Below are 18,781 nucleotides of genomic sequence, written 5' to 3' on the forward strand. Positions count from 1 at the left end.
GTCCTGGGAAATGCTCGAGCAGCTGGCCCCCAGGCGTTGAGGGGTTTTCGGCAGGGCTTCCAGCCCTGCACCTGCCGAGGCCAAAGCAACACCAACAGCAACACCGTGCATTCCGTCGGATGGCGGGTTGGGTCCGTTTGAGGGGGGGCCGCTGCAAGTACCCCTCCGGGGCCCGGCCCAGCCGCCAGCGGCTGGGCCGGACCGCGGAGCGGGGTTTACGGCGTGTCCTGCCCACCCACACCGGCCCGCCCAACAAGCAAAGGCCAGAGCCGCTCTGGCTCTGGGCTTTGCTGTTGCCTTGGTTTGAAGCCTCGGCAGTTGCAGGGGCGCAGCCCTGCCGAGCAACCCTCAGTGCAGCAGGGCAGCCACCGCGTCGCGGAACCCCGCCTGGGCCTGCCCGGAATCGGGCGCATGATGCAGCTGGCGCACCGCCCGTCCCAACCGTGCCGCCCCCACGAAGCCACAGCTGGCCTGCAATCGGTGCAACTGGCTGCGCAACTGGCGCTCGTCGTGCTGGTCGACCGCCTGCTCGACCGCGTCGCGCACGCCCGGCAACTCGGCCAGGAACAGTTCGCGCAGTGCGATCAGGTGGTTGCGCTGGCCATTGAGCGCTGCCAGGGCTGCGGTCTCGTCCCAGTCCTGTACGGCCAGTTCGACCGCGGCCGGGGCCTGTGCCACGAAGATCCCCGCCGGGCTGTTGACCAGCGCTCGGCGCACGGCCTTCAGCAGCTGGTCGCGGCCCAGTGGCTTGACCAGCGTGTCGCTGAAACCAGCTTCGCGCAGGCGGGCGTGAATGGAGGCATCGCCGTCGGCGGTATGTGCCAGCGCCGGCGTGTCGGGATGTGAACGGCGCAACTCACGCAACAGCTGCGCGCCATTGCCGTCCGGCAGGTTGACGTCGATCAGCCACAGGTCATGCGAGCCGGGCTCGGCACTGGCCAGGGCACTGGCCAGCGAATCTGCGGTGTCCACATCCGCCGGTAACGTTTCCAACGCCGCCTTGAAAAAACCGCGGCTGATGATGTCGTCCTCGACAAGCAGGAAGCGGGGCCGTGCGGCCCGCGGGGTCATCTGCATCAGGGCTGCCTCCATGTCAGCTGTCCCAATCATCATGCACGACGGCCACGGGCGCAAGCGGGTCCGGGCCCCATCGGTCAGGATCTGCGACAATACGCCCCCATTTTTGCCCGCAGCCTGTTGCCACGTGGCCCGATCCCGCTCCCGCACCGACCGTACCCCGTTCCAGACCGAGATCCTCGACCTCAGCCATGATGGTCGCGGTGTCGCCCGCCGTGAAGGCGAGGGCGGCAAGGTTACCTTCGTCAGCGGCGCCCTGCCCGGTGAGGTGGTGATGGCCGAACAGACAGCCCGCAGCCGCCATTTCGACGAGGCGCGCACGCTGGAGGTGCTGCAGGCCTCGCCGCAGCGGGTGACCCCCAAGTGCCCCCATTTCGGCACCTGTGCCGGCTGCGTACTGCAGCACCTGGACGAGGCCCAGCAGATCGTCGCCAAGCAGCGCGTGCTGATGGACAACCTGGAGCGGATCGGCCATGTGAAGCCGGGCACCGTGCTGCCGCCGCTGGTCGGCGAGAGCTGGGGTTACCGCCGCAAGGGCCGCTTCTCGGTGCGCCGGGTCGAGAAGAAGGACAAGACCCTGGTCGGCTTCCGTGAACAGGATCCGCGTTTCGTCGCCGACCTCAGCCAATGCCTGACGGTGATTCCGGAAATCGGCACCCAGGTCGAGGCGCTGTCCACCTTCATTGAAACGCTCGATGGCAAGCGCGACATCCCGCAGATCGAGTTCATCGCCGGTGACCAGGCGGTGGTGCTGACCGTGCGCCACCTGCAACCGCTCAGCGATGCGGACCGCGCGGCCTGGGCTGCCTTCGGCCAGCAGCATGGGTTCGTGATCTACCTGCAGTCCGGCGGCGTGGACACCGTGCAGCCGCTGGACGGGCAGGGCGTGCCGCTGTCGTTCCGGCTGGCGCCGTGGGATGTCGAGCTGGCGTTCCGCCCGTTGGATTTCATCCAGGTCAACGCCAAGCTCAACGAGAAGATGATCGCCCACGCCCTGGACCTGCTGCAGCCGGGTAAGGACGAGCGCGTGCTGGACCTGTTCTGCGGCCTGGGCAACTTCACCCTGCCGTTGGCCCGCCGTGTGCGTGAAGTGGTGGGTGTGGAAGGCGATGCCGGCCTCGTCGCGCGTGCGCGTGAGAACGCCGAGCGCAACGGCCTGGCGAACGCGCAGTTCTTCAGCGCCGACCTGACCCAGGACCAGCGCAGCACGGCGTGGATGCGCCAGGGCTTCGACAAGCTGCTGCTGGATCCGCCGCGCTCGGGCGCGATCGAAGTGCTGCAGCAGCTGCCGCTGAAGCAGTTCAAGCGCATCGTCTACGTCAGCTGCCACCCGGGCTCGCTGGCGCGCGATGCCGGCTATCTGGTCAACGAACAGGGCTTCACCCTGGTCAGCGCCGGTGCCATGGACATGTTCCCGCACACCGCGCACGTGGAAAGCATCGCGGTATTCGAAAAGCGCTGAGCAGCTGTCATCACCCGTGGCGCATAATTGCGCCATGGGCATCGAAATCGAACGCAAATTCCTGGTCAGCAGCGATGGCTGGCGCACCGCCGCGCATCGGGTGATCCCGATGGCGCAGGGCTACATCAACGACATGGGCGCGCTCGACCGCGGCACCCAGAACGCCTCGGTGCGCGTGCGCATCGAAGGCGACCACGCCGCGCTGAACCTGAAGTCGCGCACTCTCGGCCACACCCGGCAGGAGTTCGACTACCCGATCCCCGTGGAGGACGCGCGCGCACTGCTGGCGCTGTGTGTCGGCGGCCTGATCGACAAGCGCCGCCATCTGGTCGAACACGCCGGCCTGACCTGGGAAGTGGACGAGTTCCTCGGTGACAACGCCGGCCTGGTGGTGGCCGAAGTCGAGCTGGAAAGCGCGGACCAGGCCATCGACCTGCCGGACTGGGTCGGCGCCGAAGTGACCGATGACGCCCGCTACTACAACGTTGCCCTGGCCAGCCGCCCGTATTCACAGTGGTGAGCCCCCAAAAAGGGGACGGAGGGGATTAAGTCGGCTTTACCCCGGCTGTGCGGAAAGCGACTTAATCCCCTCCGTCCCCTTTTATCGAGGAAGGCGGTCCCCATGTCGTTCGGATGAGAATCGACATCTACTCCGACGTGGTCTGCCCCTGGTGCTGGATCGGCAAGCATCGTTTCCAGCAGGGCGTGCAGTTGCTGGGTCTGAACGCGCCTGACCTCGATATCCACTGGCAGCCGTTCCAGCTGGACCCGGATGCGGACGACACCCCGGTGCCGCTGCGCGAGGCCTATGCGCGCAAGTTCGGGGGCGTCGAGCGCACCGAGCAGATCCTCGGCCAGACCCAGACCACCGCGCGCGCGGAGGGGCTGCCGATGGATTTCAACCAGGGCCAGGTGCGGGTGACCACACTGCCGGCGCATCGGGTGTTGTGGCTGGCCGGCCAGCATGGCGTGCAGGATGCGGTGGGTGAAGCGCTGTTCCGCGCCCACTTCGAGCATGGCCAGAACCTGGCCGATACCGCAGTGCTGGTGAAGGCCGGCGCGGCGGGTGGCCTGGACGGTAGTGAAATCGCGCAGATGCTGGCCTCCGACCGGGGCCTGGCCGAGGTCGAAGCCAAGCTGGCGCAGGCCCATGCACTGGGCATTTCTTCGGTGCCGACCTTCGTGATCGATGGGAAGTGGGCCATTTCCGGGGCCCAACCACCCGAGGCGTTCGCCCAGGCCCTGCAGCAGATCGCGGCCGAACAGGGCGCCCCGGCCACCCCGGCTGACGGCGACGAGGCCTGCGGCCCGGACGGCTGCCAGGTCTGACCGGCTCCTCAAAAGGGGACGGAGGGGATTAAAACGTATCCAGCCCCTTGGGGCCGATTGCGCCTTAATCCCCTCCGTCCCCTTTTTCTGACCACTGCGCCTGTCGGCCGGTTCTGCGACAATGCGGCACTGCGCCATGCGGGCGCGCGTTGTGGAGATCAACCATGCTGCTGATCGGCGTTGCCGGCACCGAACTGACCGCCCAGGAACGTGACTGGCTGCAGCACGACGCCGTGGCCGGAGTGGTGCTGTTCAAGCGCAACTTCGCCTCGCGCCAGCAGGTGACCGATCTGAGCGCGGCCATCCGTGCCGCTGCCCCGCGCCCGCAGCTGATCTGCGTGGACCAGGAGGGCGGCCGCGTACAGCGCTTCCGCGAGGGTTACAGCGATCTTCCGCCGCTGCAGGACATTGGTGCCCTGTACGCCACCGACCCGCAGCAGGCCCTGGCGCTGGCCGAGCAGCATGCCTGGCTGATGGCCAGTGAAGTCCGCGCCAGCGGCCTGGATCTCAGCTTCGCCCCGGTGGTCGACCTTGGCCGCGGCAACCGCGCCATCGGCAACCGCGCCTTCAGTGAAGACCCGCAGGTCGTGGCCGCGTTCACCGCAGCCTATGTGCGCGGCATGCACGCGGTCGGCATGGCCGCCACGCTCAAGCATTTCCCTGGCCACGGCACCGTGCTGGAAGACACCCACGTGGATACCGCGATCGATCCACGCGCGCTGGACGAACTGCGCGCGCAGGACCTGGTGCCGTTCCAGGCCGGCATCGCCGCCGGTGCCGATGCGGTGATGATGGCGCACGTGATCTATCCGCAGGTGGCACCGGAGCCCGCCGGCTATTCCCCACGCTGGATCCAGGACATCCTGCGCGGCGAACTCGGCTTCCGCGGCGTGGTGTTCTCCGATGACATCGGCATGGCCGCCTCGCACAGCGCCGGCGGCGTGCCGGCACGCGTGCACGCGCACCTGGACGCCGGCTGCGACGTGGTGCTGGTTTGCCATCCGGAACTGGTCGATGAAGCCCTGCATGCGGTGCAGGGACGCTCCCTCAATACTGCTGCGCTGCTGGGCCTGCTCGGCCGCGGCGCACTCGGCTGGGACGGCCTGCTGGCCGATGCCCGCCATGGCGACACCCAATCCCGTCTGCTTGAAACCCTTGGAAGAACCGTCTGATGCCCAACCTCACCATTTCCCAGGCCCTGGCCCAGGCTGACCTGCTGGTCGACCGCCCCACCATCGACAAGGCCATCGCTGCTATCGCCGACGCCATCGCGCGCGATTACAAGGGCGAGGTGCCGTTGTTCCTGTCGATCATGCATGGTGCGCTGCCGTTCGCCGGCCAGCTGGCGCTGGAACTGGGCGCGCGCGGCCAGGACGTGCAGTTCGATTACCTGCACGCCACCCGCTACCGCGGCGAAACAACCGGCGGTGACCTGGTCTGGAAGCACAAGCCGGCCACCTCGCTGTTCGGCCGCCGCGTGCTGCTGGTCGACGACATCCTCGACGAGGGCTACACCCTGCAGGGCGTTCGCACCTGGTGCCTGGAACAGGGCGCGACCGATGTGCGCATCGCTGCGATGACCGTGAAGAAGCACGACCGTGCGCTGCCTGACGTGACCGCCGATTACGCGGGCATCGAGCTGCCGGACCGCTACGTGTTCGGCTTCGGCATGGACGTCAACGAGACCCTGCGCTGCGTGCCGGCCATCTACGCGATGAAGGAATAACGGCGCAGCCGCCCGCGGCGCGTCTTCTTCTGCCGCCGGCATCCTCGGGTGCCGGCGTTCGTCTTTTCATGGAGTGCTTCGAATGCAACAGATCGCCCTGGCCGTGATCGGCGGTACCGGTGTCTACAACCTGGCCAAGCTTGACGACGTGCAGACCCACGAGGTCGACACCCGCTTCGGCCGCCCATCGGGCCCGGTGCGCGTGGGCACGCTGCTCGGCCATCGCGTGGCGTTCCTGGCGCGGCATGGCGAGGGGCATTCGCTGCCGCCGCACAAGATCAACTACCGAGCCAATTTGGCTGCGCTGCAGCAGCTGGGCGCGCAGCGGGTGCTGGCATTGAACACGGTGGGTGGCATCACCGAGAACTTCGGTCCGCGCGTGCTCGCCTGCCCGGACCAGATCATCGACTACACCTGGGGCCGCATCAGCACGATCTGTGAAGAAGAAGGCTCCGACGTGGTCCACGTCGATTTCGGCCATCCGTACACGCCGATGCTGCGCAGCAAGATCCTGGCGGCAGCCAAAGTGACCGGTGTCACGGTCCATGACGGTGGCTGCTATGGCGCAACGCAGGGCCCGCGCCTGGAAACGATCGCCGAAATCGCCCGCATGCGCCGCGACGGTTGCGATCTGGTGGGCATGACCGGCATGCCGGAAGCCGCACTGGCGCGGGAGCTGGGGCTGGATTATGCCTGCCTGGCGATCATCGCCAACTGGGCCGCCGGCTGCGGTGATGGCGAGGAGATTACGATGGCCGAAGTGCTGGCCAATGTGCAGGCGGCCAGCAACGGACTTCCGGAACTGGTGGGCGAATTGGCGCGGGGGTGATTGTCTTCCCCGAGCAAGCTTTGCATACTCAGCTTGTGCGCGGGTTCAGCGTACACCACCCATTCATTGCATAAGGTCTCGCATCACCATGCCGAACGGTACCGTCAAGTGGTTCAACGACGCCAAGGGATTTGGCTTCATCTCGCCGGAGGATGGCAGCGCCGACGTGTTCGCGCACTTCTCCGCCATCAACTCCAAGGGCTTCCGCAGCCTGCAGGAAGGCCAGCGTGTCACCTATGACGTGACCCAGGGCCCGAAGGGCGCCCAGGCTTCGAACATCACGCCGGCCGAGTGATCCACTCGACAGTGCGTTGAAAACCCCGCTCCGGCGGGGTTTTTTTTGCGCTGCGACAAGAATTGCGCTGCCGTGGGCGGGGCCCCGCTGGGCATCCGGATTTGCGCTCGGGCACAATGCGCCCATGAAGGAACGACTGCGCATCGCCGTGATCGGCTACGGCACCGCTGGACAGGCATTGTCCATCCTGCTCTCCCGTGATGGCCACGAGGTGGAGATCTTCGAACGTGTGCCCACGCCGGGACCGGTTGGCGCCGGTTTCCTGCTGCAGCCCAGCGGCCTGCAGGTGCTGTGGCAGATGGGCCTGCTTGACGCCGTGCGCGCGCATGCCGCGCCGGTGCATCGCCTGTACGGCGATACGCCGTGCGAACGCGCAGTGATGGACATGCGCTACGCCGGCCTGGACGCGCGCCTGCACGGCCTTGGCATGCAGCGCGGCGCCCTGTTCTCGTTGCTGGATGATGCGCGTGCTGGTGCGGGCCAGCTGCATGCCGGCGTCAGCATTGCCGCAGTGGATGCCGAGCAGGGCCGCCTGCGTGACAGCGAAGGGCGCCTGCACGGTGCGTTCGACCTGGTGGTGGCCGCCGATGGTGCGGCCTCGACGCTGCGCGGCACGATCAAAGACGGTAACGGACTGGATCGCGTGTATCCGTGGGGTGCGCTGTGGTGCCTGTTGCCGGCCGAAGACTGGCCACACCTGCAGGAGCTGCGGCAGCGCTACGTGGCCGCACGCAAGATGATCGGGCTGTTGCCGGTCGGTACGCGGCCCGGTGATGACACGCCGCGCCTGAGCTTTTTCTGGAGCCTGCCACGCGCCGATTTCGAACGTTGGCAGGCCGACGGCATGACGCCCTGGCTGGACGAACTGCATGCGCTGTGGCCGCAGGCCAGTGCACGCTTCGCGCATCTGCGTGACGCCGGCCAGCTGGCACGGGCCGTCTACCGCGACGCGGTGATGACGCGCTGGCATCACGGCCGCATGGTGCTGGCCGGCGATGCCGCGCATGCGATGAGCCCACAGCTGGGCCAGGGCGTGAACATGGCGCTGCTCGATGCGCTGGCGCTGCGCGATGCCTTGCGCGCGCATGGTGGCGGTGCCGCGGCATTGCAGGCCTACCAGGCGCAGCGCAGGGCACACGTTGCGGTCTACCAGCGCTGGAGCCGTTGGCTGACGCCGCTGTTCCAGTCCGATCGCGATGCCTGGGCCAAAGCGCGCGACGTGCTGCTCGGCCCGATGGGGCGCCTGCCGGGTGGACGTGGTCACATGCTGCGTGTGCTCAGCGGTACCCAGCATGGCTGGTTCGGTTCGCTCGCGCTGGATCCTGCTTTCGTCGACGCGCTGGCCACTGCGGCGCAGGTGCCTCGCATCAACGCGATCACAGCCACTGCGTGAAACGCGTCGTCACGTGAATTAACGGTTGCCTCACTGCGCATATGCGAGAAGTAGGTTGCACGCGATTACGCGTCGCCCGTTTTCCTTTCCGTGATCAACATCGCGCGTGGCCCGGGAGGCGCTGCCGTCGCGGCCTGTTGCGGCCCGGATGTGCCGCCTGTTGTCGAAGAGGAGGATGCCATGTTGTTCGCGGTCGAGGAGCTGGAATCGGAAATCTGCAAGCTGCGCGGTCTGTTGCAGATGCTGCACGAGGACCAGCCCGACGTACTGGAGGACGTGTTCGAGTTCCATGTCGGCAGCCTGATCAGTCATGCGTCGCCGGAGCACCACACGCGCATCCGCACCTGCGCGCAGGAGATGCTGGCGGCGATCCAGGCCTTGCCGCGGCGACGGGAAGAGGACACGCCTGAGTTCCAGCTGATGCCGCAGCTGGATATCCGTCCGGCCTGATTCAAGCCAGGGGCAGTGCCACCAGGCCGTTGTCCACGCAGGCGACCATCTGTTCGCCGGCAGCGGGAACAGGAACGATTCCGGCGGTGAACGCGGAGAAGGCCGGCAGGAGTGTCATCCTGTCACGCAGCCAGAATGCGGGGAAGCGCCGCCGCAACGGAGGCAAAGCGATCTGTGGATGCAGATGCCCGGCGATCACATGCAGCTCCGCATCGGGCACCGGCTCATGCCGAAGCAGGAACGGTGGCAACCGTACTTCGTCGTGGATCTGCACCTGCAGCTCGGCACGCGGCAGCTGCCGGTCATGATTTCCGCGCAGGACATGCACGTCCAGTGCGGCATTGCGTTCGCGCCATCCCAGCCATTGCTGGTACCACGCAGCACGATGCGCCGGGCCGTGCAGGATGTCGCCCAGGATCCACACCTCGCGGCAGGCACGCGCGTCCAGCAGCCCCTGCAGGCGTTGCAGGTCCTTGCCGGTACCGCCGCCGGGCAGCGCGATGCCTGCGCGGCGGAAGACATCGGCCTTGCCCAGGTGCAGGTCGGCGAGCAGCAGTGCCTGCCGCGCGGGCCAGTACAGTGCACGCGCGCCAAGCAGCACCAGCGGCTCGCCTGCGCGCAGCAGCGGCAGTTCATCGGCCATGCCGACGCTCCAGCTGCTGGGCCACGCGTTGCACCCGGGTACGCCAGTCTTCGTTGCTGAACTGCCCGCGCAGGCGTTCGGCCCACAGCGGGAAACCCAACGGCGTCAGTGACGCCGGGCGCTGCACCGAGAGGGTCTGCATCCGAATCCTGGCCAGTACCTGTTGCAGCCCCGGCATGTCGAGGCTGTCATTCAGCACTTCCTGTTCCGCCAGCGCCAGCAGCAGGTGATCCGGGTCGTGCTCGCGCAGTACGTCGTAGAGCAGTCCCGCGGACGCCTGCAGCTGGCGCAGTGCCCGTGGCATGCCACCGGGCAGGCTGGGGACCAGCAGGCCGGCGACGCGTGCGATGCCGCGGAACTGGCGACGCGCCAGCTCGCCCAGGTTCACCGCAGCACGCAGGTCATCCAGCAGCTGACCGGTGGCGAACAGCGCCCGCCATTGCGCCGCGTCCAGATCGATGGCCTGTGCCGGTGCCAGCACCAGGCCGTGATCGTTCACCGCATAGCCGATGCTGTTGCGCTGCCGGCGGGTACAGCGCAGCGCGAGCAGGGCGGCCAGCGCCTCATGCACGTGGCGGCCGGCAAAGGGATAGACGAACAGGAACTGGCCTTCGCGACGCCGCACCTCTTCCACCAGCAGGTGGTCCGGGCCGGGAAGCGCCGACAACTGTTGCTGCAGTGCCAGCAAGGGCGACAGCCAGCGTGATTCGGCGCTGTCGTCAGCACCGGACAGTACCCACTCCAGCTCGCGTCCGAGTGGCATCGACAGCGGCAACTGGCCTCCCTGCCAGCGTGGCACGACACCGTCTCCGCGCCCTCGTGCCAACCGCACGAAGGCGGTCATGTCGCGCAGCTGCACCAGCTCCAGCAGGCGCCCGGCGAACTGGAAGCGGTCGCCACGGCGCAGGCGGCTGGCGAACTGCTCCTCCACGGCGCCCAGGCCGCCGCCGCGCAGGAACTGCACGCGCACGCTGCCATCGCTGCTGATGGTGCCGATCGACAGCCGATGACGCAGCGCCTGGCGGCGGTCGTGCATGCGGTACCACCCATCGGCATCTCGCACGACCTTGTGGAAATCGGGGTACTGGGCCAACGCCTGCCCGCCCTGCACGATGAACGTGAGCACGGCCTGCCACTGGTCGTCGCCGAGCGACGCGAAGGCATGGCTACGCCGGACCTGTGCCAGCAGCGCAGTGCTGTCGAAGCCGCCCGCCAGTGCGCGGCTGACCGCGTGCTGGGCCAGCACATCCAGCGACAGCGTCGGCGGCCTGCGCGCTTCGACCACACCTTCAGCCAAGGCACGGCGCACCGCAGCGTACTCGGCCAGTTCCAGCGCATGGCTGGGCACGCACAGGATGGCGCCGCTGGCACCCGGGCGGTGGCGTGCGCGTCCGGCGCGCTGGCGCAGGCGCGCCACGCCCTTCGGGCTGCCCAGCTGCAGGACCTGCTCAACCTCGGGGAAGTCGACGCCCAGGTCGAGGCTGGAGGTGGCAACCACGCAGCGCAGCGCGCCCGCGCGCAGGCCGTCCTCCACCTGCTGGCGCAGTGCCGGATCCAGCGAGCCGTGGTGCAGTGCAAGCGTGTCCGGTTCTTCCGGCCAGACCGCCGCCAGCGCCTGATGCCACAGTTCCGCCTGTGCACGGGTGTTGGTGAACAGCAGGCTGCTGCGTGCCTGCATCAGCGCCTCCAGCACGCGTGGCAGCTGTGCCAGGCCCAGATGCCCCGCCCATGGGAAGCGCTCGCCGGGGTCTGGCAGCAGGCTGCGCACGCTCAGTGGGCGCGGCCGTACGCCCTGCACGATCGGTGCTTCCGGTCGCCCGGGCAGCAGCACGTCGCGCGCCTCGTGCAGATTGCCCAGGGTGGCTGACAGTCCCCACAGCTGCAATGCCGGCGTGGCATCGCGCAACACCGCCAGGTTCAACTGCAGCAGGACGCCGCGCTTGTTTCCCAGCAGTTCGTGCCATTCGTCCACCACCACGCAGCGCAGCCGCTGCATGCGCGGCAGCGTATCTGGATAGCTCAGCAGCAGCGCCAGTGATTCCGGCGTCGTCACCAGTACGTCGATGCGGCCTTCGCGCGCCTGGCGCCGCTCGCGGTTGCTGGCGTCACCACTGCGCAGGCCGACACGCCAACCCAGCCCCAGCCCATCGATCACGGTCTGCAGCGCGCGTGCAGTGTCGCTGGCCAAGGCGCGCAAGGGGGTCACCCACAGCACCTGCAGCGGGCGTACCGCGCTGGCGCGGCGGGGGGAGGTCGGCGGGTTGATCATGGCCTGCAGCAGCGGCCCTCCGAACATCGCCAGTGTCTTGCCACTGCCTGTGGGTGTGTGCAGCAGTCCGGATTCGCCGGCGAGATAGTGACGCCACATCGCGCGCTGGAACGGCAGTGAGCGCCAGCCTCTGGACGCGAACCAGTCTTCAAGCCGGCGCAGTGCCTGGCTGCGGTTCATCGTGCCAACGCCTGCAGCGTGGCCAACTGATCGGCTTCGCTGGCGGGCTTGTCGTGGCGCCAGCGCAGGATGCGCGGAAAGCGCACGGCGATGCCCGACTTGTGCCGGCTGCTGCGGTTGACCGCCTCGAAGCCCAGCTCGAAGACGTGTTCGGCGCGAACGCTGCGCACCGGGCCGAAGCGCTCGCGGGTGTTGGCGCGGATCCAGCGATCAAGCGCGAGGATTTCCTTGTCATCCAGGCCCGAATAGGCCTTGGCCACCGGCACCAGCGTGTCGCCGTCCCAGACGCCGAAGGTGTAGTCGGTGTACAGCGTGCTGCGTCGCCCATGGCCGGCCTGCGCGTACAGGAGCACCGCATCGATGGTGAGCGGATCGACCTTCCATTTCCACCAGTCACCACGGCGGCGTCCGGCCTGGTAGGGCGAGGCATGCCGCTTCAGCATCAGTCCTTCCACGCCGCGTTCGCGTGCCACGTCGCGCATTGCCGCCGCCTGAAGCCAGTCGTCGGCGTCAACGCCGGGTGAGAGCTGGATCCGTGCATCGTTCAGTGCACCGACGACCTCGGCGAGACGCGCGCGCCGCTGCTGCAGCGGACGTTCGCGCAGGTCCACGCCATCGAGTTCAAGCAGGTCATAGGCGAGCACCCGCACCGGCGTGTTGCGCAGGGTGGCCGCACCGGGTTTTCGGCGCTGGATGCGCGTCTGCAGCGCGGTGAAGGCACGCGGCAGGTCCGCGGCTTCGTCCCAGGCCAGCAGCTCGCCGTCCAGCACGCAGCCATCGGGAAGCGCCATCGCCGCCTGTTCGATCTCGGGGAAGCGGCCATCCAGCCGCTCTTCGCCGCGTGACCACAAGGCGACCTCGCCGCGCCGGCGCAGCAGCTGCAGGCGGATGCCATCCCACTTCCATTCCAGCAGCCAGTCATCGATCGCGCCGAGTCGTTCGGCAGGGTTGCCCTCCAGTGGCGAGGCGAGGAAGAACGGGTAGGGCTGCTGCCGGTCCAGCGGCAGCTCATCCGGCGACAGCAGCTGGGCCAGCAGCCCGGGCGAGGGCACCCACTCGCCCAGCATGCGCTGGGCGATGCGTGCGATGTCCAGGCCGGACCATTCGGCCAGCGCCTGCTGCACCAGTCGTTGCGAGACGCCAACGCGCAGGGCGCCGGTCAGCAGCTTGTTGAACACCAGGCGTTCGCTGCTGCACAGCTGCTGCCAGCCGGCCACGACTGCCGCACGGCGCATCGCCTCGGGTTGGTTGGCCACCGCCAGCAGGTGCTGTTCGATCCATTCGGCCAGGGGCCGGTCAGGCGAGGGGTTCGGTGGGTCGTCCAGCAGCAGGGTCAGCGTTTCGGCCAGGTCACCCACCTGCGCATAGCTCTCCTCCACCAGCCACGGTGGCAACCCTGATTCCTCGGCAATCCAGGCGCGCAGTTCGCCACTGGCGGCGATCTTCCTGCGCGCGCCGCCCACCTTGCCACCACTGAGCAGGTACAGCGCCCACGCCGCATCGTGCGCGCCTGCCTGGCCGAAGTAATCGACCAGTGCCGCTCGCTTGTCCAGCGTGGCAGTGCTGCGGTCCAGGCGTTGGTAGAGCGCTGCGAAGGCCTTCATTCCTCGCTCCCGAAATCGGTACGGAAGGCTTCGGCAGCCACGCCGCGTTCGCGCAGGAACGGAATCAACGCATCGGTATTGCCATGGGTGGCGATCACCCGCTGCGCGCCGGTCTGTTCGATCGTCTGCAGCAGTGCGGGCCAATCGGCGTGGTCGGAAATGACGAAGCCACGATCAACGTTGCGGCGGCGGCGGTTGCCGCGCAGTTGCATCCAGCCCGAGGCGAAGCCCAGCTGGTGACGGCCGAAGCGGCGCACCCAGGGCGTGCCCGCAGCCGAGGGCGGGGCGAGGATCAACTGGCCGGCGGCATCGGGCTGGCGGCCCTGTTCGGCCACGGTGAGCGTCTCCAGCATCGGTACGCCGGCCTGCCGGTACACCGCCACGCCATTGGCGATGGCGCCATGCAGCCAGGCCGGCCGATCGTCCAGCGGCCGCAGCTCGGCCAGCACCCGTTGTGCCTTGCCGAGTGCATAGCACAGCAGGATCGCAGCCTCGCCGCGTTGTTCGCATTCGCGGCGCCACGCCACGATCTCAGCAGCGACGGCCGGCGTGTCCGGCCAGCGGTAGATCGGCAGGGCGAAGGTGGCTTCGGTGATGAAGGTATCGCAGGGCACCACTTCGAACGGCGCACAGGTTGGGTCAGGCTGCCGCTTGTAGTCGCCGGAGGCGACCCAGACCTGCCGCCCGTCGTCGATGCGCACCTGCGAAGATCCCAGGACGTGACCGGCTGGATGCAGCGAGACCTGTACCCGGCCCAGGCGGAACGGCACGCCCTCGACGTGCGCCTGCACCGGCACATCGCCCAGGCGCCAGCGCAGGATCGGCAGGCTGCCTTCGCTGCAGTGGTACTCGCCCATGCCCGGGCGGGCGTGATCCCCGTGGCCATGGGTGATGACCGCGCGCGCTACCGGTCGCCAGGGATCAATGTGGAAATCGCCGGCGGCGCAGTACAGCCCTTCCGGGCGCAACACCACCAGATCGTCGTTGGCTGCCATGCGGTCACTGTGGCCTGCCGCTCGTGCACAGGGTGAGAACCGGCCTGAACACGGGCTTGGCAAGTCATGCGGCACAATCGGACCGCATACCTCTTGCCGCCAGGATGGACCGGATGAGTGGACCGAGCTTCAGCAGCGACGCGCCCTACGAGACCCATGTGGTGTTGAACCAGCCGCCACCGTTCGCGGGGCGCCAGTTGTGGACTGACGATGTGGCGCTGATGGAAGCCGTGCAGCGCGAAGGCGCTGGCAGCTTCGCGCCACGCCTGGCGGTCTATGGCGCGCTGGCCGGCGACGAGCTGTACCGGCTCGGCTTCGATGCCAACCGCGACCGCCCACGCCTGCGCACGCATGATGCACAGGGTCATCGCATCGATACGGTGGAGTTCCACCCGGCCTATCACCAGTTGATGGAAACGGCGAAATCGCACGGTGTCGCCGGCTTGTCCTGGCACGAACCGCAACCCGGCGCGCACGTCGCGCGTGCGGTGTTGAGCTACCTGCACCACCAAGCCGAGGCCGGCACCAGTTGCCCCTTGACGATGACCCATGCAGCAGTAGCGGTGCTGCACACGCAGCCGCATCTGGCCGAGTGGGCACGCAAGGCCGCAGCGCCGGTCTATGACCCGCGCGACGTGCCGGTGGCTGACAAGGCCGGCATCACCCTGGGCATGGGCATGACCGAGAAGCAGGGCGGCTCGGATGTGCGCGCCAACAGCACGCGCGCCGAACCGATCGATGGTGAGCGCTATCGCCTTGTCGGCCACAAGTGGTTCTTTTCCGCACCGATGTGCGATGGCTTCCTGGTGCTGGCGCAGGCGCCCGGAGGACTGACCTGCCTGCTGATGCCGCGCCGGCTGGCCGACGGTGACCGCAACGCGTTCCGCCTGATGCGGTTGAAGGACAAGCTCGGCGATTGGGCCAATGCCTCCAGCGAAGTCGAGTTCTGCGGCGCGCAGGCATGGCGGGTGGGCGAGGAGGGGCGTGGCGTGGCCACCATCATCGGCATGGTGATGATGACCCGCCTGGATTGCATGCTGGGCGCAGCGGCGGAAATGCGCATGGCGTTGGCGCAGGCGTTGCACCACGCACGCCATCGCCGCACCTTCGGCAAGCTGCTGGTCGAGCACCCGTTGATGACCAATGTGCTGGCCGACCTGGCACTGGAATCGGAAGCGGCCACGGTACTTTCGATGCGCATCGCACGCGCGGTGGATCGCGCAGGCGTGGATGCCAACGAAGCTGCGCTGGCACGGGTGGGAACGGCGCTGGGCAAGTACTGGCTGTGCAAGCGCGCACCGGCCTTCGTCAACGAAGCGCAGGAATGCCTCGGCGGCGCAGGCTATGTGGAGGAATCGATGCTGCCGCGGCTGTACCGGCAGGCGCCGTTGAATTCGATCTGGGAAGGCAGTGGCAACATCCAGTGCCTGGACGTACTGCGCGCGCTGGCACGTGAACCGGAGGCACTGGCGGCGCTGCGCGCCGAGCTGGCAGCGGTGGCCGATCGTGATGCGCGCTACGCAGCGGCATTGCAGCGTTGGGCAGCGGCACCGGCACCGGATGAGTCGCAGGCGAGGCTTTTCTGCGAGCGCACTGCGCTGCTGTTGCAGGCAGCGTTGATGTTGCGGGCGGGCAGTCCAATGGCTGAAGCGTTCGTGCGCAGCCGGCTGGAAGGGCAGCATGGGCTGGTGTTCGGGACGCTGCCGGCGGGTGTGGATCTGTCGGCAATGCTGGCGCGCGCGCTGCCGTAGGGCGGCCAACGGCGAAGCCCCTCGGGGTGGGCGCTGATACTGATGGGTGGGCCGCGCGGGTAGGTCGCGCAGGGGACGCCGTGAATACGTTCTTGTAGGCTCGGGCGCGCCATCCATGGCGCTTACGCCCCTGCGCAACCTACCCGCGCGTCCTTGGACACTTTCCGTACGCGTCCAGCACGGAATCAACAGAAAGAGCAGAGAGCGAAAAGCAGAAAAGCCGCGGCAGTGCCGCGGCTTTTCCTGTGGCGCCGAGCCGATGCCCGGCTGCCGGTACGCCTTAGTGCTTGGCTTCTTCCCTGGCGGCGTTGGCCTTGGCGTCATTGGCGACATCACGGGCCTTGTCAGCAACCTTCTGTGCGGCGTCCGCAGTGGCGTCGCTGGCATGTGCAGCGGCGTCGGTGGCTGCAACCTTGGCCTTGTCTGCGGCGTTTGCGGTGGCGTCTGCGGCCTTGTCCAGTGCCTGCTGGGTATCGGTGGCGGCCTGCTCGGAAGCGGCAGCGGTCTTGTCGGCAGCGTTGCGGGTGGCTTCGGCGGCCCTGTCCACGGCGTCACGGGCGGAAGCGCCGGCGCTGTCGGCGGCCTGCTGCGCGTCCTGCTTGGCCTGTTCGGCTTCCGGACCCTTGCAGGCGGCCAGGGCCAGCAGCAGGGAGGCGGCCAGCAGCGTGGTGGTGATCGGGCGAATCTTCATGGCGGTCTCCGGTACTGCAATGGATGGGGACGCCAGCCTATTCATGCCGTTGTGAAGACGGGGTCGCGATCCGAGGCGCGCGCAGGCAGCAGGCCAAAGAAAAAGCCGCTGGCGAACCAGCGGCTTTTCCAGAACAGCCTGAAGAAAGAAGTTATTACTTCTTGGCTTCTTCAGCAGCGTCCTTGGCCTGCTCAGCGGTAGCTTCGGCAGCCTTGGCAGCGTCCTTGGCTTCGCCAGCAGCAGCGTCGGTCGCGGCAGCAGCGGTGTTGGCAGCAGCGTCGGTCGCAGCGTCAGCAGCGGTGGCGGCGGTGTTGGCAGCCTGCTGGGCAGCGTCGGCGGTCTGGGCGCCGGCAGCGGCGGCCTGGTCGGCAGCAGCCTGGGCTTCGGTGGCGGCTTCGTTGGCCGAAGCAGCGGCGTCCTGGGCAGCTTCCTGCTTCGAGCAGGCGGCCAGGGCCAGAGCCAGGGACATCGCGACCAGCAGCTTGTTGATGCTCATTGTGTAAATCCTCGTCGTTAGAATTAGGCAACGCGCATGCTGCGCGCCGACAACATGATGACAAGCCAAGATTGGGTGTCAAGCGATCCCGCATTCATTTTTGCGAAATCGTCGTTAAATCTTTTTAAATCAATTCGATGGCGATGGCTGTTGCTTCACCGCCACCGATGCACAGGGTGGCAATGCCGCGCTTGCCACCGCGCGTGCGCAGGGCGTTGACCAAGGTCACCACCAAGCGTGCACCGGAGGCACCGATGGGATGGCCCAGTGCGCAGGCCCCGCCATTCACGTTGAGCTTGTCGTGCGGGATGCCCAGTTCACGCATCGGTGCCATTGCCACCACGGCGAAGGCCTCATTGATTTCGAACAGGTCGATCTGGTCCAGCGACCATCCGGTCTTGGCCAGCAGCGTGCGGATCGCGCCGATCGGGGCGGTGGTGAACCACTCCGGTTCCTGCGAATGGGTGGCGTGGCCGACGATGCGCGCCAGCGGGGTAATGCCACGTGCGTTGGCGTCTTCCTCGGTCAGCAGGACCACCGCAGCGGCGCCGTCGGAGATGCTGGAGGAGCTGGCGGCGGTGACGCTGCCGTCTTTCTTGAAGGCCGGGCGCAGGGTCGGGATCTTGGCGATGTCGGAGCGGCCGGGTTGCTCGTCGGTGGCGACCTCGACCTCACCCTTGCGGGTGGCGACCTTCACCGCGACGATCTCGTCGGCGAATGCCCCATTGGCCTGTGCGGCCTGTGCGCGCTTGACCGATTCGATCGCATAGGCGTCCTGTTCCTCGCGGCTGAACTGGTACTTGTCCACGGCGCATTCGGCGAATTCACCCATGGCCTTGCCGTCGTAGGCGTTGACCAGGCCGTCGTGGGCCATGTGGTCGATCGCCTGGAAGTTGCCGAAGCGGTTGCCGGTACGCGAGTTGGGCAGCAGGTGCGGGGCGTTGGACATCGATTCCATGCCACCGGCAACCACGATGCTGGCCGAACCGGCCTTGATCAGGTCATGGCCGAGCATGATGGTCTTCATGCCCGAGCCGCACACCTTGTTGAGGGTGGTGGCACCGGTCGACAGCGGAATGCCGGCGGCGATCGCCGCCTGGCGGGCGGGCGCCTGGCCGAGGTTGGCCGGCAGCACGCAGCCCATGAGGACTTCAGAGACGTCGCTGGCCGGCACGCCCGACTGTTCCAGGGCGGCCGCGATGGCGGCCGCGCCGAGGGTCGGGGTCGGCACGCCGTTGAACTGGCCGAGGAAGGAGCCGATGGCGGTGCGCTTGGCGGCGGCGATGACGATGTTGGACATGGCAATCTCGTTGATGCGTAAGCAATGTTCGGAAAGGAGACCGAAGACGTTGGAAGCGCCGCGATTTCCCGGCAGACTGCGTGGGGGTCGACCCAAGTATAGAGGGTCGGGGAGGGCCGCCGCTGGGCGGCACCGCACGCCTGCCGGGATGTGGGCAGGCCAACGTTCATGGGAAGGAATCGATGGAACGCACGATGATGGTGAGGTCGGCGCTGGCGTCGGCGGTGGCGATGGCATTGACGGCATGTGGTGGCGGCGGAGGCGGCGGCAATGTCCGCATCGATCCACCCC

18 protein-coding genes are annotated in these 18,781 nt (G+C 67.7%); 10 read left to right on the forward strand and 8 right to left on the reverse strand.

The annotated features are described in order from the left end of the window. Positions 1-348: 348 nt before the first annotated feature. Positions 349-1,077: a response regulator gene (locus WDC87_RS19900; protein WP_072169087.1), complete on the reverse strand. Its 729-nt coding sequence runs from the start codon at positions 1,075-1,077 to the stop codon at positions 349-351. 127 nt (positions 1,078-1,204) lie between these two features. Between WDC87_RS19900 and rlmD the strand changes: the two genes are divergently transcribed. The 9 genes from rlmD (at position 1,205) to WDC87_RS19945 (ending at position 8,561) form a co-directional block, all read left to right on the forward strand. Beyond that, positions 1,205-2,539 carry a 23S rRNA (uracil(1939)-C(5))-methyltransferase RlmD gene (gene rlmD, locus WDC87_RS19905; RefSeq protein WP_088496755.1) on the forward strand — a complete coding sequence of 445 codons (1,335 nt, stop codon included), beginning with the start codon at positions 1,205-1,207 and terminating at the stop codon, positions 2,537-2,539. A 34-nt stretch (positions 2,540-2,573) separates the two neighbouring features. Continuing rightward, on the forward strand, positions 2,574-3,059 hold the full coding sequence (locus WDC87_RS19910) for a CYTH domain-containing protein (RefSeq protein WP_053500339.1): 486 nt from the start codon (positions 2,574-2,576) through the stop codon (positions 3,057-3,059). Between the two features lie 113 nt (positions 3,060-3,172). After that, positions 3,173-3,868, forward strand: coding sequence for a DsbA family oxidoreductase (locus tag WDC87_RS19915; protein ID WP_252744658.1), 696 nt, complete (start codon positions 3,173-3,175; stop codon positions 3,866-3,868). A 164-nt stretch (positions 3,869-4,032) separates the two neighbouring features. Further along, complete coding sequence (gene nagZ / locus WDC87_RS19920) at positions 4,033-5,040, forward strand: beta-N-acetylhexosaminidase (RefSeq protein ID WP_061479808.1); 1,008 nt, start codon at positions 4,033-4,035, stop codon at positions 5,038-5,040. Continuing rightward, complete coding sequence (locus WDC87_RS19925) at positions 5,040-5,594, forward strand: hypoxanthine-guanine phosphoribosyltransferase (protein WP_005418223.1); 555 nt, start codon at positions 5,040-5,042, stop codon at positions 5,592-5,594. Before nagZ ends, WDC87_RS19925 begins: the two co-directional genes overlap by 1 nt. An 82-nt stretch (positions 5,595-5,676) precedes the next feature. Further along, complete coding sequence (locus WDC87_RS19930; RefSeq protein ID WP_005418222.1) at positions 5,677-6,423, forward strand: S-methyl-5'-thioinosine phosphorylase; 747 nt, start codon at positions 5,677-5,679, stop codon at positions 6,421-6,423. A gap of 88 nt (positions 6,424-6,511) precedes the next feature. Next, complete coding sequence (locus WDC87_RS19935) at positions 6,512-6,718, forward strand: cold-shock protein (protein WP_005410590.1); 207 nt, start codon at positions 6,512-6,514, stop codon at positions 6,716-6,718. A 124-nt stretch (positions 6,719-6,842) separates the two neighbouring features. After that, complete coding sequence (locus tag WDC87_RS19940; protein WP_164263716.1) at positions 6,843-8,111, forward strand: NAD(P)/FAD-dependent oxidoreductase; 1,269 nt, start codon at positions 6,843-6,845, stop codon at positions 8,109-8,111. A 180-nt stretch (positions 8,112-8,291) separates the two neighbouring features. Beyond that, positions 8,292-8,561, forward strand: a complete 270-nt coding sequence (locus tag WDC87_RS19945) for a hypothetical protein (protein ID WP_053500349.1) — start codon at positions 8,292-8,294, stop codon at positions 8,559-8,561. A 1-nt stretch (position 8,562) separates the two neighbouring features. Here WDC87_RS19945 and pdeM read toward each other — a convergent pair whose 3' ends face one another. From pdeM to WDC87_RS19965, 4 genes are read right to left on the reverse strand one after another with little or no spacing between them, the layout of a single operon-like run. Then, positions 8,563-9,204, reverse strand: a complete 642-nt coding sequence (gene pdeM, locus WDC87_RS19950) for a ligase-associated DNA damage response endonuclease PdeM (RefSeq protein WP_072169094.1) — start codon at positions 9,202-9,204, stop codon at positions 8,563-8,565. Beyond that, a complete protein-coding gene (locus WDC87_RS19955; protein ID WP_252744657.1) occupies positions 9,194-11,653 on the reverse strand; it encodes a ligase-associated DNA damage response DEXH box helicase in 2,460 nt (819 codons plus the stop codon). Before WDC87_RS19955 ends, pdeM begins: the two co-directional genes overlap by 11 nt. After that, the gene (locus WDC87_RS19960) at positions 11,650-13,257 is read right to left on the reverse strand and encodes an ATP-dependent DNA ligase (RefSeq protein WP_227838274.1); all 1,608 of its coding nucleotides are present in this window, start codon (positions 13,255-13,257) and stop codon (positions 11,650-11,652) included. Before WDC87_RS19960 ends, WDC87_RS19955 begins: the two co-directional genes overlap by 4 nt. Further along, positions 13,254-14,252, reverse strand: a complete 999-nt coding sequence (locus WDC87_RS19965) for a ligase-associated DNA damage response exonuclease (RefSeq protein ID WP_227838276.1) — start codon at positions 14,250-14,252, stop codon at positions 13,254-13,256. The genes WDC87_RS19960 and WDC87_RS19965 overlap by 4 nt, the downstream gene beginning before the upstream one ends. A 113-nt stretch (positions 14,253-14,365) precedes the next feature. On the opposite strand from WDC87_RS19965, the gene WDC87_RS19970 reads away from it, so the two are divergent. Then, positions 14,366-16,003: an acyl-CoA dehydrogenase family protein gene (locus WDC87_RS19970; protein WP_252744656.1), complete on the forward strand. Its 1,638-nt coding sequence runs from the start codon at positions 14,366-14,368 to the stop codon at positions 16,001-16,003. Positions 16,004-16,283: 280 nt separating this feature from the next. Here WDC87_RS19970 and WDC87_RS19975 read toward each other — a convergent pair whose 3' ends face one another. The 3 genes from WDC87_RS19975 to WDC87_RS19985 form a co-directional block, all read right to left on the reverse strand. After that, entirely contained in the window at positions 16,284-16,694 is a 411-nt protein-coding gene (locus tag WDC87_RS19975; protein WP_252745357.1) for a hypothetical protein, read from the reverse strand. A 154-nt stretch (positions 16,695-16,848) separates the two neighbouring features. Further along, positions 16,849-17,190, reverse strand: coding sequence for a hypothetical protein (locus WDC87_RS19980; RefSeq protein WP_005418203.1), 342 nt, complete (start codon positions 17,188-17,190; stop codon positions 16,849-16,851). Positions 17,191-17,314: 124 nt separating this feature from the next. Next, complete coding sequence (locus WDC87_RS19985) at positions 17,315-18,490, reverse strand: thiolase family protein (protein WP_049413060.1); 1,176 nt, start codon at positions 18,488-18,490, stop codon at positions 17,315-17,317. Positions 18,491-18,781: the final 291 nt, after the last annotated feature.

The sequence above is a fragment of the Stenotrophomonas maltophilia group sp. Smal12 genome (assembly GCF_037079935.1).
Classification (GTDB): Bacteria; Pseudomonadota; Gammaproteobacteria; order Xanthomonadales; family Xanthomonadaceae; genus Stenotrophomonas; species Stenotrophomonas sepilia.

Excerpts from the sequence above, each read along its gene's own strand:
- WDC87_RS19900 (WP_072169087.1), bottom strand. The coding sequence starts at position 1,077 with ATGCAGATGACCCCGCGGGCCGCACGGCCCCGCTTCCTGCTTGTCGAG.
- WDC87_RS19910 (WP_053500339.1), top strand. The coding sequence starts at position 2,574 with ATGGGCATCGAAATCGAACGCAAATTCCTGGTCAGCAGCGATGGCTGG.
- WDC87_RS19915 (WP_252744658.1), top strand. The coding sequence starts at position 3,173 with ATGAGAATCGACATCTACTCCGACGTGGTCTGCCCCTGGTGCTGGATC.
- nagZ (WP_061479808.1), top strand. The coding sequence starts at position 4,033 with ATGCTGCTGATCGGCGTTGCCGGCACCGAACTGACCGCCCAGGAACGT.
- WDC87_RS19925 (WP_005418223.1), top strand. The coding sequence starts at position 5,040 with ATGCCCAACCTCACCATTTCCCAGGCCCTGGCCCAGGCTGACCTGCTG.
- WDC87_RS19930 (WP_005418222.1), top strand. The coding sequence starts at position 5,677 with ATGCAACAGATCGCCCTGGCCGTGATCGGCGGTACCGGTGTCTACAAC.
- WDC87_RS19935 (WP_005410590.1), top strand. The coding sequence starts at position 6,512 with ATGCCGAACGGTACCGTCAAGTGGTTCAACGACGCCAAGGGATTTGGC.
- WDC87_RS19940 (WP_164263716.1), top strand. The coding sequence starts at position 6,843 with ATGAAGGAACGACTGCGCATCGCCGTGATCGGCTACGGCACCGCTGGA.
- WDC87_RS19945 (WP_053500349.1), top strand. The coding sequence starts at position 8,292 with ATGTTGTTCGCGGTCGAGGAGCTGGAATCGGAAATCTGCAAGCTGCGC.
- pdeM (WP_072169094.1), bottom strand. The coding sequence starts at position 9,204 with ATGGCCGATGAACTGCCGCTGCTGCGCGCAGGCGAGCCGCTGGTGCTG.
- WDC87_RS19955 (WP_252744657.1), bottom strand. The coding sequence starts at position 11,653 with ATGAACCGCAGCCAGGCACTGCGCCGGCTTGAAGACTGGTTCGCGTCC.
- WDC87_RS19960 (WP_227838274.1), bottom strand. The coding sequence starts at position 13,257 with ATGAAGGCCTTCGCAGCGCTCTACCAACGCCTGGACCGCAGCACTGCC.
- WDC87_RS19965 (WP_227838276.1), bottom strand. The coding sequence starts at position 14,252 with ATGGCAGCCAACGACGATCTGGTGGTGTTGCGCCCGGAAGGGCTGTAC.
- WDC87_RS19970 (WP_252744656.1), top strand. The coding sequence starts at position 14,366 with ATGAGTGGACCGAGCTTCAGCAGCGACGCGCCCTACGAGACCCATGTG.
- WDC87_RS19975 (WP_252745357.1), bottom strand. The coding sequence starts at position 16,694 with ATGAAGATTCGCCCGATCACCACCACGCTGCTGGCCGCCTCCCTGCTG.
- WDC87_RS19980 (WP_005418203.1), bottom strand. The coding sequence starts at position 17,190 with ATGAGCATCAACAAGCTGCTGGTCGCGATGTCCCTGGCTCTGGCCCTG.
- WDC87_RS19985 (WP_049413060.1), bottom strand. The coding sequence starts at position 18,490 with ATGTCCAACATCGTCATCGCCGCCGCCAAGCGCACCGCCATCGGCTCC.